The sequence below is a fragment of the Nocardiopsis terrae genome, assembly GCF_014651695.1.
In the GTDB taxonomy this organism is placed as follows: Bacteria; Actinomycetota; Actinomycetes; order Streptosporangiales; family Streptosporangiaceae; genus Nocardiopsis; species Nocardiopsis terrae.
Map to the genome: position 1 here is coordinate 240,143 of NZ_BMXJ01000003.1, position 11,894 is coordinate 252,036.

Genomic DNA, 11,894 nt, shown 5'->3' on the forward strand with positions numbered 1-11,894 from the left:
CTTGCGGGGGCCGGCGGTACGGTCGGGGGCACACGGGTGGACCCGGGGTCGGCCGTGGGCGACAACCGGGTCACGGGGGTAGACGCGTGTCGCGCGGGAACGGTTCTCCGTTCCCGCGGTGCGGTGCCCCTCCTCGGAGGATCCCCGGCCCGTCCCGTGTCCGATGCCTGACAAGGACGGCACGCGGAGTTCAGCGCGCGGAGTAGCGGTCCCCGGATCCGAGCCGGGGGACCCCGCTGACCCGGACGATCCGGGTGCAGTTGTCCCTGGACCCCTTCACGAACTCCCCGTTGGGCCGGTCGCTGCGCTCGACCCACTCCTCGGCGGCTCTCGCGCTCGCGCCGCCCGCCATCTGGCGTCGGCGCAGGCGCCGCTCGCGCACCCGGTCCTCGGTCTCGACGTACCACAGCTCACCCAGGAGGCCGCGGACCCGTGACCACGGCTTCTCGTCGCTGGCCAGGTAGTTGCCCTCGGTCACGATCAGCCGGGTGTGCGGCTCGACCACGTGCTGGGCGGCGATCGGCTCGTGCAGCCTGCGGTCGTAGTCGGGCACGTAGACTGGGTGGTCGGTCTCGGCCAGCAGCCGTCGCACCATCGCCAGGTAGCCGTGTGCGTCGAAGGTGTCGGGGGCGCCCTTGCGGTTCCGTCGGCCCAACCGGTCCAGTTGGGCGTTGGACAGGTGGAACCCGTCCATGGGCAGGTACCCGGCCGTCCCCGGCTCCGAACGCTCGTCGACCGCGCGCACCAGGTAACGGGCCAGGGTGGACTTTCCGGCCGCGGGAGCGCCGGCCAGTCCGAGTACCACGCGCCCGGGACCGTCGCAGGAACGCTCCGACGGCACCAGGGCGAGGGCGTCGGCGACGAGGGATTCGAGCATGGTCTCCAGCCTAGGGCGTGTTCGGGCGCCGCCCGTCGCGAGCGTTGCACGCGTCCGCGAAACGCGCCCCGGAGCCCGGACACGCGGTGCGGGACCCGTGGAACACCCGGCCCCGCGCCCGGGGCGGGTACGGGCCCGGGTGTTCCGGAGCCGGGGGCACGTCCGCGGTGCCCCCGGCGGGGGTGCTCCGCCGGGGAACGCGTCCGGTCAGGGGGCGTGGCCGACGTAGGCGAGCGCCTGGCGGACCAGTACGCCCTGACCGCCGGGCATCTCCGCGCGCACCTGCGGGCTGGTGGCCTCCTCCGGGGTGAACCACACCAGGTCCAGGGCGTCCTGGCGGGGCTGGCAGTCACCGCTCACCGGGACGACGTAGGCCATGGCCACAGCGTGCTGGCGGGGGTCGTGGAACGGCGTCACGCCCGGGGTGGGGAAGTACTCGGCGACGGTGAAGGGCTGGGGGGAGCTGGGGATGCGGGGCAGGGCGACCGGTCCCAGGTCCTTCTCCAGATGGCGCAGGAGCGCGTCCCGGACCCGCTCGTGGTACAGCACCCGCCCGGAGACCACCGAACGGTTGAAGGTGCCGTCGGGGTCGGCCCGCATCAGCAGCCCCACGTGGGTGACCGAACCGGCCTCGTCCACTCGGACGGGTACCGCCTGGACGTAGAGCACGGGTATACGGGCGCGGACGCTCTCCAACTCCGCGGAGGAGAACCAGCCGGGCTGGGTGTCGGCGGTTTCGGTCATCGGGTTCGCGGCCGTCCCGTTGCGCGGGGCAGTGGACGGGCCGCTCCCTCCCTTCGCTCTCTGCGTGTCCATGGGGGCGGCGGGCCCCGTACCCCGTCGGGGGCGGTGGCACACCGACCGTCACACGGGTGTCCAAGTACCGCTTCTACCGCACCGGCGCGCGGAAAGCACGGTGCGGGTGCCTCTCCCGGAGTGTCCGAGAGAAGAGGGCGGGCCCCGGACGGGGCCCGCGCGAGATCACGGTCGAAGGCCGAGGAGGGTGACGCCGAGGTGTCCTTGAGGCCACACCCGCGAGGATTCGAGGGTTTTTCTCATGGAGGGCCTCCCGGAACCTACCTGGAGAGGTTACGATCTCGTACGCGGTTGCGTAGTGGAAAGGTTACGTCCGGTGAGAGGTGGCCCGAGTGGCGAAGGATGCCCTGTTCTCGGCCCAGGAACGTTTTCCCTGTACGGGAGCGACGGTGGTGCGCGTCCACGGCGAAGTGGACCTGGCCACCGCCGACCACCTGCGTGACCGGTTGCTCCAGGCCGCGGAGGCGTCCCGGTGCGACTGCCTGATCGTGGACATGTCCGGTCTCGGCTTCTTCGACGCGAGCGGAGTGCGCGCCCTGGTCTCGGTCTACCAGGTCCTGACCCGGCAGGGGCGCCACGTGGTCCTCGCCGAACCGGCGCCCATCGCAGAACGGGTCCTGGACGCCCTCGGCATGCGGCGCCTGTTCGAGGTCTACCCCATGGTGGAGATGGCGCTCACCCACACCAGCGGCCTGCGTGTGGACGGCGAACCCATCTTCGACAAGCCGGTTCCCTAGCCGGTCCTCCCGACCGGCCCGCGTCCCGGGCGTGCGCCGGACCCGTACCGACCGGCCCGGCCGACGCCCCGGGGAAGAGGGGCGCCGACCGCGGGCCGGCGAACCCCCTAGGGGAGGGCGGAGGGGCGCTCGGGCTCCGAGGAGCCCTGATCACGGACCAGGAACGGCGCGAGGAGTTCGGGAACGGCCTCGTCCGCCCAGGCCAGCCCCTGCCCCAGGCCCACGTCCTGGGCGGTGTACAGCCCCTCTCCGGACGCCGTGGTCGCCGACACGTCGGCCAGGCCGAGCCTGCGCTGGAACGGTGAGCGCGTGACCCGCCAACCGATCACCGACGAACGCTCCAGGGTGACCGTGTCCCGGACCGCCATACCCTTGCGCACCACCAGGTACCTGGGGTGCAGACCGTGGGCCAGGCCCCGGTAGGAACCGACCGCGTACCAGAACGCCACCACGACGCCCAGCAGCGCCACCGCGATCCATCCCCAGCCCGGGGCGGCCTCCGCGCTGGGGGAGATCAACGGAACCGGCATGAACTCCGCCTCCGTCTCCTGCAGGACGTTCCACCAGGACTCCGTGGCGAGCTGTTGCGCCCACGCGAGCACCCCGGCCAGAGCCAGGACGGCCACGGAGCCGAGTGCGGCACGGGTGAACCTGCGGCGCAGTGCCGCCTTCGGGTGCCGGGCCAACGGCACGTCCAGGGCGGAGTCGGGCTCGCGCATCAGGGCCGCGCCCAGCTCGCGGGCGCGCCTGACCGGCATCGCGGGGGACAGGCGGCTCTTGGCCTCGGTCTTCTGCGCGTCACCCGCGGACAGGCCCGTCGCCACCGCCCTGATGGACGCCCCGCCCACCGAGCGCAGCACGAACGGCTCGTGCAGGACCACACCGTTGAGGCGACGGCCCTCCACCGACAGGGACACACTGGTCAGCAGCCCCCGGCGCAGCCGCACCGTGCCGTCCTGCTCGCGGAGGAGCCGGTAGTCCCACCAGGTCTCCACCGCGGTGGCGACCAGGACGACCACCCCGGACAGCAGCAGACCGAGCAGGGTGACGGGTAGGACCACCAGCAGCCGGCCCATCACGAAGCTGGACATCTCCTGGGCGCTGGGCAGGCCGGCCTGTTCGGAGATCCACTGCCAGCCGTGGCCGCCGGTCTGCGCGTTGAGGCCGACCAGAGCGGCGATCACACCGAGCCCGACGCCGAAGGTCGCGGTGGTGGCGGGCGCGTAGGCGAACCAGCGCGGGTTCAGCCGGACCAGTTCGGTCCCGTCGTCCTCGGCCTCCTCCTCGCCGGTGCCCTCCCCGCCGTCCGGGGAGCCCGTGGCCGGCGCGGCCCGGCGCAGGAGCTCGCGGCGCAGCCGCTCACCCTGTCCCGCCGTGACGTAGAGCAGCTGGAGCTGGTCGGTGCCGCCCGCGCCGGCCGACTCGCCGGTCCCCACGGTCACCGAGCACAGGCCGAAGATCCGCACGTAGATCGGTGCGGCCACGTCCACGCTGCGCACGCGTTCACGGGGGATGGAGCGGTAGGCCTTGGCGATGATCCCCGAGCGCATCTCCATGCGTTCGGGGGTGACCCGGTACCGGGTGGCGCGGAGCCGGAGCAGGTCGAGGTAGGTCATCAGGGCGATGAAGGCCAGGGTCGCGGGCAGGGGCAGCAGCGCCCACAGGTTCGAGACGTCCACGACGAACAGGACGACGGTCCCGACGATCGCGGCGGGCACCATGAACAGTGCCACGACCACGGTGCTGGCCCACACGCTGAGTGTGCTCAGGCCCTCCCACCGGACCTCCTCGCCCTGGTCCTGGCCGGGTTCCCGGCTCTGCCCCTGCGGGAGCTCCCCGTGTTGTTCTCCCTCATGCTGTTCCTCGTCGTGCTGTTCCCCGTCCGGGTGGTGGTCGTCGTGGGAGGTCATGTCGCGTCCCCCGGGATCGCCTCGGTGCTGTCGGTGAGCTGGTCGGCGACCTCGGTCGCCAACGTGTGGTCCAGGCCGCTGATCTCGATGGGGCCGGCGGCGGACGCGGTCGTCACGGTCACGCTCGACAGCCCGAACACCCGCTGCAGTGGTCCGCGTGCGGTGTCGACGGTCTGGATGCGCGACATCGGGGCGACCCGCCACTCCTGCCAGAGCCACCCGCTGGAGGTGTAGACGGCAGTGTCGGTGATCTCCCAGCGGTGGACGCGGAAACGCCACTGTGGCATCGCCACGGTGATCAGGAGCCCCACCCCGCCCAGGATCCCGGCGGCGATCAGGAACCACGGACGCACCGGCTCCCAGATCAGCGCGGGCACCACGGGCACGACGGTGAGGACGACCGTCACCGCGAGGGACCGGGTCGTCCACCACCAGACGGCGCGTCGGTCCACACGGTGGTTGGGCGGGCGCAGGCGTGGGGCGTCGGTGTTCATCGGGTCGACGTCTCCTCTCGGTCGGTGGCCCCGGGGGCGGGGTGCCTATTAAAAGTGATATCACAATGCTATGCTCAAGTCATCACCTGAAAGAGCTGCAGCCCAGGAGGGCGGAAAACCGATGAGCGACACCCCCAGTGTCACCAGACCCGCACCGCAGTACCGGGAACGCGCGGCCTTCGGCTACGGCGGGATCCCCGTGTTCGCGGTGGCCGTCGTACTCTTCCTCGGCGGCGGCGGGATCGCTCTCCTACCGCTGATCGGATTTCCCGGAGCGCTGATCGCCGTGGGTGTCGTGATCGCCGCCGCCGGTCTCGTGCTCTCGATCGGGCTGACCATGGTCGCGCCCAACGAGGCCCAGGTCGTCCAGTTCTTCGGCCGCTACGTCGGAACCATCCGCACCGACGGTCTGCGCTGGGTCAACCCGCTGACCGTGCGCAACGCGATCTCCACCAGGATCCGTAACCACGAGACCTCCGTCATGAAGGTCAACGACGCCTCCGGCAGCCCGATCGAGATCGCGGCCGTCGTCGTCTGGCAGGTGGAGGACACCGCCCGGGCCTCCTTCGAGGTGGACGACTTCATCCAGTTCGTCTCCACCCAGACCGAGGCCGCGGTCCGACACATCGCGGGCAAGTACCCCTACGACTCCTACGGCGACGAGGCCGCTCCCTCACTGCGCGACAGCGCCGACGCCATCACCGAACAGCTGTCCAAGGAGGTCGCCGAGCGGGTCGACGCGGCGGGCGTGAAGATCGTGGAGTCCCGGTTCACCCACCTGGCCTACGCCCCCGAGATCGCCCAGGCCATGCTGCAGCGCCAGCAGGCCAGCGCCATGATCGCGGCCCGCGCCGAGATCGTCGAGGGCGCCGTCAGCCTGGTCGACCGAGCCCTGGAGCGCCTGGCGGACGAGAACGTGGTGGACCTCGACGAGGAGCGCAAGGCAGCCATGGTCAGCAACCTGCTCGTGGTGCTGTGCTCGGACCGCCCCGCCAGTCCCGTCGTCAACACCGGGACCCTCTACCAGTAGATCCGGGTGAGGTGCCGTGCCCGAGCGCAAGAAGGTACTGCTGCGGCTCGACCCCGCCGTCCACGACGCGATCGCGCGCTGGGCCGGGCACGAGTTGCGCAGTACCAACGCCCAGATCGAGTTCCTCCTGCGCCGTGCCCTGGAGGAGGCGGGGCGGATGCCCAAGGAGGCGGGGGACCTCCCCCGCAGGGGTAGACCCCGCAGAACCGGGCCCGACCCCGGGGAGACGGGAAGCGCGCAGGAATGACCCCGAGAACGTGCAGGAGCCGGGTACCCGAAGGGGGCACCCGGCTCCGCGCCGTCGTGGCGGGGCCTACGCGTCGCTCTCCGCATCCTCGGCGCTGATGACCACCAGGTCCGGGATGCGGTGATGGGTCCTGTCCGCGTTGAAGTTGATGCCGGGGCCGGTGACGACCTCGCACTCCACCGGCGCCATGATTTCCAGGTGAATGCTGAGGCGGGATTCGACGCGGCTGTACAGGAACACGGGTGCGGGGGACACGTCAAGCCTCCCGTCGACCAGCTCGTAGCGCCGTCCGTCGTCCGGCGTGCGTTGCAGGTCGTCCACGGTGAGCGGTGCCGGTTCCAGGTCCGTCTTACCGGTAGTCATGACACTCATCCTGCCTCCTCGATCGCATGGAGACCAGCGTGTCGGGGCTCCGGGGCGCGCGGGTCGGAATGACGAAATTCGCGAGTAAGTGCCCACATCATTCGCCTTCCCGGGATGCCCGTGACCGACGGGGGCGGGGGCGCGCCCCCGCCCCCGTCAGCCCTAACCCAGAGCGGCCGCGGCGGCCCGGCCCGCGGTCCGGCCGGAGAAGATGCAGCCGCCCAGGAAGGTGCCCTCCAGGGAGCGGTAGCCGTGCACGCCGCCGCCGCCGAACCCGGCGACCTCGCCGGCCGCGTACAACCCGGGCAGCGGGGTGCCGTCGGCGCGCAGCACCCGCGCGTCCAGGTCGGTGTGCAGGCCGCCCAGCGTCTTGCGGGTCAGGATGTGCAGGCGCACCGCGATCAGCGGGCCCGACTTCGGGTCGAGGATCTGGTGCGGGGCCGCCACCCGGGCGATCCGGTCGCCCCTGTAGTTGCGGGCCCCGTGGATCGCCATGACCTGGAGGTCCTTGGTGAAGGTGTTGGCCATCTCCCGGTCGCGGGCCACCACCTCGCGGGTCACGGTGTCGGCGTCGAGCGCGTCGTCTCCGGAGATCTCCTTCATCCTGCGGATCAGTTCGGGCAGCCTGTCCGCGACCACGAAGTCGGCCCCGTGCTGCTTGAAGGCCTCCACCGGCCCGGGGGCGCCGGGCAGCACCCGCTGGAGGACCAGCTTGAGGTCCTTGCCGGTCAGGTCGGGGTTCTGCTCGGAGCCGGAGAGGCCGAACTCCTTCTCGATGATCTTCTGCGAGAGCACGAACCACGTGTACTCGTGTCCGCTCCTCATGATGTGGTCCAGGGTCCCCAGGGTGTCGAAGCCCGGGAAGTACGGGGCGGGCAGCCGTTTGCCGGTCGCGTCCAGCCACAGGGACGAGGGGCCGGGCAGGATCCGGATGCCGTGCCTCGCCCAGATCGGGTCCCAGTTCTGGATGCCCTCGGTGTAGTGCCACATCCGGTCGCGGTTGATGACCTCGCCGCCGGCCCTCTCGGTGATGCCGAGCATCCGGCCGTCCACGTGGGCTGGCACACCCGAGAGCATGTGCTCGGGCGCGGTGCCCAGCCGTTCGGGCCAGTTCCGGCGCACCAGGTCGTGGTTGGCGCCGATGCCGCCGGAGGTCACGATGACGGTCTGCGCGCCGACCTCGAACTCGCCCGAGGCGTCCCGGTTGCTGGCCTGTCCCCGTTCGATGTCGCTCGGCGCCAGCACCGTGCCGCGCACCCCGGTGACCGTGCCGTCGGTCACGACGAGCTCGTCCACCCGGTGCCGGAAGCGCAGGGAGACCCGGCCGCGCTCGGCCGCGGCGCGGACCCGGCGCTCGAAGGGCTCGACCACGCCGGGGCCGGTTCCCCAGGTGATGTGGAAGCGGGGCACGGAGTTGCCGTGCCCGTCGGCGAGGTAGCCGCCGCGCTCGGCCCAGCCCACGATGGGGAAGAGCCTGAGGCCCTGCTGGCGCAGCCAGGAGTACTTCTCCCCGGCGGCGAAGTCCACGTAGGCCTCGGCCCACCTGCGCGGCCACTCGTCCTCGGGGCGGTCGAAGGCGGCGGTGCCCATCCAGTCCTGGAGGGCCAGTTCCCTGGAGTCCCTGATGCCCATGCGGCGCTGTTCGGGCGAGTCGACGAAGAACAGCCCGCCGAAGGACCAGAACGCCTGTCCGCCCAGGGACTGCTCGGGTTCCTGGTCCAGCAGGATCACCCGTCTGCCCGCGTCGGCCAGTTCCGCCGCCGCTGCCAGTCCGGCCAGCCCTGCGCCGACGACGATGGCGTCGGCCTGGTCGACTCCGGTACCCATGCGGTTCTCCTCGGGGGTCGTCCGCGCCCGGCGCGGGCACGGTGTGCGCGATGGTGACGACTGTGCACCCGCGTGCCGCCGACGGCAAGAGCAGTGTGTGTCGCGCGCCACATCGTTTGTCAGGGTGTGACAAAAAAGTGCGGATCGGACAGAATCGCGCTGCTGCGCCCCCGTGGCCCCGCTCCCCACGGTCATCGCAGGTCACAGTGTGTTCCTCCGAGAAAGAGTCCCCCGTGTACTTTCATCCCCCGACCCTCGACCTCGGTCCGGCGGCCGCCTGGATCGGCCTGGCCCTCCTCCTCTACCAGGTGTTCGCGCCTCCGCTGCTGCGGTCGTGGAACTCCCGCTTCCAGGAGCTGCTCCTCGCGGACGAACGCGCGAAGGCGTACCGCACGGCGCTGCGCCTGGCCGGCTGGTGCGTCCTCACGGAGGTCCTGCTGGTGATGGCCTTCGTCGGGACGGCCGCGGCGGTGACCCCGGCAGACATCGGTCTGGCTCCGCTCGCCTTCACCGACAGGGGCTCTCCCGGGCTGGTGCTCCTGGCGGCGGGCTTCGCCGCGGGGTTCGCGTACTTCCTCGCCGTGCTGGTCAGGGCGAACCTGCGGGTGCTGCGGTACCTGCGCTCGGGCGTGGTGCCGGCCGGAACCGACCGCGACCAGTTCCTGCTGCTCCCCGGGGACCTGCGCGAACACCGGGTACGGGCCCTGGTCTTCGCCCTGAACGTGTTCTCCCAGGTCCTCGTGGTGTACGTGGTCCTCTTCCCGCTGCTGGCGACGCTCACCGAGCCGATGCTGGCCGTCGTCGTCCTCGGCCTGCTGGGCGGCTGGCAGTACGTGGGGCATGACGGGTACGAGATCCTGGTGGCGGCCTGCCTGGCCGCCCTGGGGCTGTTCCTCTACGCGACGGTGCTCCCCGGTTCGCTGCTGGTCCCGCTCCTGGTCTGGGGCTCCTACGGAGCGGTCATGCTGGGGGCGCAGCGCGCCATGACGGGTATGCCGGTCCCACGGGTCTCCCGGCCGCTGCCGCCGCTCGAGGTGACCGTGCTCGACGCCGACGGCAACCCGGTCGAGCGGCCCGGCCGCTGAGTTCGCTCCCCGGCGCGGGGACGCACGTCGAGGCCCCTTCCGGAGCGTCCTGCGTTCCGGGGGGCCTCGTGTGTGCGTCCTTGCCCGGGGTGTCGGCTCAGGCGCCGAAGCGCACCAGTGACCTGCCGCCCTTGCCCTGGCGCATGCGCTCGAACGCCTCGGGGACGCCCTCCAGCGAGATCTCGTCGGTGATCATCGCGGCGAGCTTCAGCTCTCCCGCGCGGACCGTCTCGGCGAGCACCGGGATGTCCCGGGCCGGGTCACTGGAGCCGTAGACGCACCCCTGGAGCGTGCGTGCCTGGTGGAACAGCTCCAGGGAGTTGAAGGAGACCTCGTCCTTCTTCGAGCCCAACCCCACCACCGTCACGGTGCCGCCCCGGCGGGACGAGTTCCACGCGGTACGCACCACCTGGGCCTTGCCGACCACCTCGAAGGCGTGGTCGACCCCCCGCCCGTCGGTCAGCTTGCGCACCGACCTGTGTACCTTCGGGTCGGAGACCAGGAACTCGGTGGCGCCCAGGGAACGGGCCAGCTCCTCCTTCTCCGCGGAGACGTCGACCGCGATCAGCGGGTCGGCCCCCGCCATCCGGGCGGCCTGGAGGAGGGACAGGCCCACCCCGCCCAGCCCCAGCACCAGAGCGGACTGGCCCGCCCGCAGCTTGGCGGCGTTGTTGACGGCGCCCCAACCGGTGATCGCCGCGCAGCCCAGCATCGCCGCGACCGCCAGGTCGATCCCGTCCGGCAGCGGGACGAGCGCACTGATCGGAACGATCGTGGCCTCGGCGAAGGCGCCGGTGTTCAGCCCCGGGTGGACCGGGGTGCCGTCGGTGAGTTCGGCGTAGGGGGAGAGCATCCGGTCGAGGGCGTGCTCGCACAGGTAGGGTTCGCCCTGCTCGCAGAACCAGCACGCACGGCAGGGCGGCGCCCAGTTCAGGATGACCTGTTGGCCGGGCGAGAACTCGGTGACGCCGGGGCCGATCGCCTCGACGGTACCCGTTCCCTCGTGGCCCAGGACCGCGGGCCAGGGCTGGGCGAGGGTTCCGTTGGCCAGGGAGAGGTCGGAGTGGCACACGCCCGCCGCGACCATTCGCACCCTCACCTCGCCCGGACCGGGGTCGGGCAGGACGACCTCGCGGATCTCGGGGGGTGCGTCGGTCTCGTGGAAGACGGCTGCCTTGACGGTCGTACTCATGAGGAGGTCTCCAATCGCGGAACTGCCGCGACCCTAGCAATACCGTCCGGTCGGTTGGTAGTGCGGGGTTGCCGGACCACCGGTCCGGGGAGGTGGATCCGGGCCCGCGCCGCGGGCCCGGATCAGAGGGGCGCCGGGCTGCGGACCAGCGACGACCCCGCCCGGACGAGCGCCCGGACCTCTCCGGCCTCCGCCGGACCCCGATACGCCCGGCCGGCCTGTCGGCGAAGGCTCCCGCGGAGCGCACCGGTGAACCGTTCCCGCGCACCCTTTTTCGTCTGCCTCCCTCCGCCCGGGGCGGGCCCACTTTATGGAAAAGCCTATATTGGCGGGCCTTCCGCGCGGGTATCCCACTTTTATCCGCCTGGAAACCGTGGTGGTAAATGCCTGTACCACCACGGGCCGTTCGGCTTCCGGCGCACCTCAACGGGGAGGTTCCATGGTTCGACCCGTCGGTTCGGCGCCCGCGGCGACGCCGCGGCACTATCTGATGTGCCGTCCCACCTACTTCGCGGTGGAATACGCGATCAACCCCTGGATGGACCCGGCCGCGGGCGTTGACCGCGAACGCGCGATCCGCCAGTGGGCGGGGCTCCGGGACCTCTACCTGTCCCTGGGCCACCGGGTCAGCGAGATCGCGCCGATCGAAGGACTGCCCGACATGGTCTTCGCGGCCAACGGGGCGCTGGTCGTGGAAGGGCGCGTCTACGGTGCCCGGTTCGCCAGCGCCGAACGCACCCCGGAGGGGCCTGCCTACCTGGACTGGTTCCGCAAGGCCGGTTACACCGAGGTCCTGGACCCCAAACACGTCAACGAGGGCGAGGGCGACTTCATCACCCTCGACGACGTGATCCTCGCCGCCACGGGCTTTCGCACGGAGGCCGCGGCCCACCAGGAGGCCGAACGCCTCCTGGGGCGCCCGGTCGTCACCCTGCAACTGGTCGACCCGCGCTTCTACCACCTGGACACCGCACTGTTCGCGCTCTCCGGGAACCAGGTCGCCTACTACCCCGGGGCCTTCTCCGAGGGAAGCCGCCGGGTGCTGCGCTCCCTCTACCCCGACGCACTCCTGGCCACCGAGGAGGACGCTGCGGTGCTCGGCCTCAACGCGGTCTGCGACGGCCGCAACGTCGTCCTCGCCGCCGAGGCGGCCGGACTCGCAGGCCGACTGCGCGCACTGGGCCTGGCCGTCCACCCGGTGGAGCTCGACGAACTGCGCAAGGCGGGCGGCGGGGCCAAGTGCTGCACCCTCGAGCTGAGGGGCTCACCCGTGTGACAGTACGCGGGCGGATCCCACGCACCCCCGTGCGGTATCC

General features: G+C 71.5%; 11 protein-coding genes and 1 pseudogene. 5 read left to right on the plus strand and 7 right to left on the minus strand.

All coding sequences use genetic code 11. The features are described 5' to 3' along the window. Positions 1 to 190: 190 nt before the first annotated feature. Both IE195_RS08910 and IE195_RS08915 read right to left on the minus strand, forming a co-directional pair. Complete coding sequence (locus IE195_RS08910; RefSeq protein ID WP_191269498.1) at positions 191 to 877, minus strand: nucleoside/nucleotide kinase family protein; 687 nt, start codon at positions 875 to 877, stop codon at positions 191 to 193. Between the two features lie 207 nt (positions 878 to 1,084). Beyond that, the gene (locus IE195_RS08915; protein WP_191269500.1) at positions 1,085 to 1,621 is read right to left on the minus strand and encodes an NUDIX hydrolase family protein; all 537 of its coding nucleotides are present in this window, start codon (positions 1,619 to 1,621) and stop codon (positions 1,085 to 1,087) included. A gap of 404 nt (positions 1,622 to 2,025) precedes the next feature. Between IE195_RS08915 and IE195_RS08920 the strand changes: the two genes are divergently transcribed. Next, complete coding sequence (locus IE195_RS08920) at positions 2,026 to 2,430, plus strand: STAS domain-containing protein (RefSeq protein WP_191269502.1); 405 nt, start codon at positions 2,026 to 2,028, stop codon at positions 2,428 to 2,430. A gap of 107 nt (positions 2,431 to 2,537) precedes the next feature. Here IE195_RS08920 and IE195_RS08925 read toward each other — a convergent pair whose 3' ends face one another. Together IE195_RS08925 and IE195_RS08930 are read right to left on the minus strand one after the other, a co-directional pair. Continuing rightward, positions 2,538 to 4,340, minus strand: a complete 1,803-nt coding sequence (locus IE195_RS08925; protein ID WP_191269511.1) for a PH domain-containing protein — start codon at positions 4,338 to 4,340, stop codon at positions 2,538 to 2,540. Further along, positions 4,337 to 4,834: a PH domain-containing protein gene (locus tag IE195_RS08930; protein ID WP_191269521.1), complete on the minus strand. Its 498-nt coding sequence runs from the start codon at positions 4,832 to 4,834 to the stop codon at positions 4,337 to 4,339. The genes IE195_RS08925 and IE195_RS08930 overlap by 4 nt, the downstream gene beginning before the upstream one ends. A 121-nt stretch (positions 4,835 to 4,955) precedes the next feature. Between IE195_RS08930 and IE195_RS08935 the strand changes: the two genes are divergently transcribed. Both IE195_RS08935 and IE195_RS08940 read left to right on the plus strand, forming a co-directional pair. Beyond that, complete coding sequence (locus IE195_RS08935; protein ID WP_191269523.1) at positions 4,956 to 5,864, plus strand: SPFH domain-containing protein; 909 nt, start codon at positions 4,956 to 4,958, stop codon at positions 5,862 to 5,864. 16 nt (positions 5,865 to 5,880) lie between these two features. After that, on the plus strand, positions 5,881 to 6,111 hold the full coding sequence (locus IE195_RS08940) for a type II toxin-antitoxin system antitoxin (protein ID WP_191269525.1): 231 nt from the start codon (positions 5,881 to 5,883) through the stop codon (positions 6,109 to 6,111). 75 nt (positions 6,112 to 6,186) lie between these two features. On the opposite strand, the pseudogene IE195_RS08945 reads toward IE195_RS08940, so the two are convergent. Both IE195_RS08945 and IE195_RS08950 read right to left on the minus strand, forming a co-directional pair. Next, a pseudogene (locus tag IE195_RS08945) lies at positions 6,187 to 6,483 on the minus strand (Uma2 family endonuclease); the annotation flags it as partial. Between the two features lie 153 nt (positions 6,484 to 6,636). Beyond that, on the minus strand, positions 6,637 to 8,301 hold the full coding sequence (locus IE195_RS08950) for an FAD-binding dehydrogenase (protein WP_191269527.1): 1,665 nt from the start codon (positions 8,299 to 8,301) through the stop codon (positions 6,637 to 6,639). A gap of 233 nt (positions 8,302 to 8,534) precedes the next feature. On the opposite strand from IE195_RS08950, the gene IE195_RS08955 reads away from it, so the two are divergent. Continuing rightward, positions 8,535 to 9,386: a hypothetical protein gene (locus tag IE195_RS08955; RefSeq protein ID WP_191269530.1), complete on the plus strand. Its 852-nt coding sequence runs from the start codon at positions 8,535 to 8,537 to the stop codon at positions 9,384 to 9,386. A gap of 97 nt (positions 9,387 to 9,483) precedes the next feature. Here the strand turns inward: IE195_RS08955 and IE195_RS08960 are convergent, their stop codons facing one another. Next, the gene (locus IE195_RS08960) at positions 9,484 to 10,578 is read right to left on the minus strand and encodes a Zn-dependent alcohol dehydrogenase (RefSeq protein ID WP_191269532.1); all 1,095 of its coding nucleotides are present in this window, start codon (positions 10,576 to 10,578) and stop codon (positions 9,484 to 9,486) included. 439 nt (positions 10,579 to 11,017) lie between these two features. On the opposite strand from IE195_RS08960, the gene ddaH reads away from it, so the two are divergent. Next, complete coding sequence (ddaH, locus tag IE195_RS08965; RefSeq protein ID WP_191269534.1) at positions 11,018 to 11,854, plus strand: dimethylargininase; 837 nt, start codon at positions 11,018 to 11,020, stop codon at positions 11,852 to 11,854. Positions 11,855 to 11,894: the final 40 nt, after the last annotated feature.

What these genes read in the sequence shown, in the direction of transcription:
- IE195_RS08910 (WP_191269498.1), bottom strand. Translation starts at nt 877, where the DNA reads ATGCTCGAATCCCTCGTCGCCGACGCCCTCGCCCTGGTGCCGTCGGAG.
- IE195_RS08930 (WP_191269521.1), bottom strand. Translation starts at nt 4,834, where the DNA reads ATGAACACCGACGCCCCACGCCTGCGCCCGCCCAACCACCGTGTGGAC.
- IE195_RS08960 (WP_191269532.1), bottom strand. Translation starts at nt 10,578, where the DNA reads ATGAGTACGACCGTCAAGGCAGCCGTCTTCCACGAGACCGACGCACCC.
- IE195_RS08935 (WP_191269523.1), top strand. Translation starts at nt 4,956, where the DNA reads ATGAGCGACACCCCCAGTGTCACCAGACCCGCACCGCAGTACCGGGAA.
- IE195_RS08925 (WP_191269511.1), bottom strand. Translation starts at nt 4,340, where the DNA reads ATGACCTCCCACGACGACCACCACCCGGACGGGGAACAGCACGACGAG.
- IE195_RS08915 (WP_191269500.1), bottom strand. Translation starts at nt 1,621, where the DNA reads ATGACCGAAACCGCCGACACCCAGCCCGGCTGGTTCTCCTCCGCGGAG.
- ddaH (WP_191269534.1), top strand. Translation starts at nt 11,018, where the DNA reads ATGGTTCGACCCGTCGGTTCGGCGCCCGCGGCGACGCCGCGGCACTAT.
- IE195_RS08950 (WP_191269527.1), bottom strand. Translation starts at nt 8,301, where the DNA reads ATGGGTACCGGAGTCGACCAGGCCGACGCCATCGTCGTCGGCGCAGGG.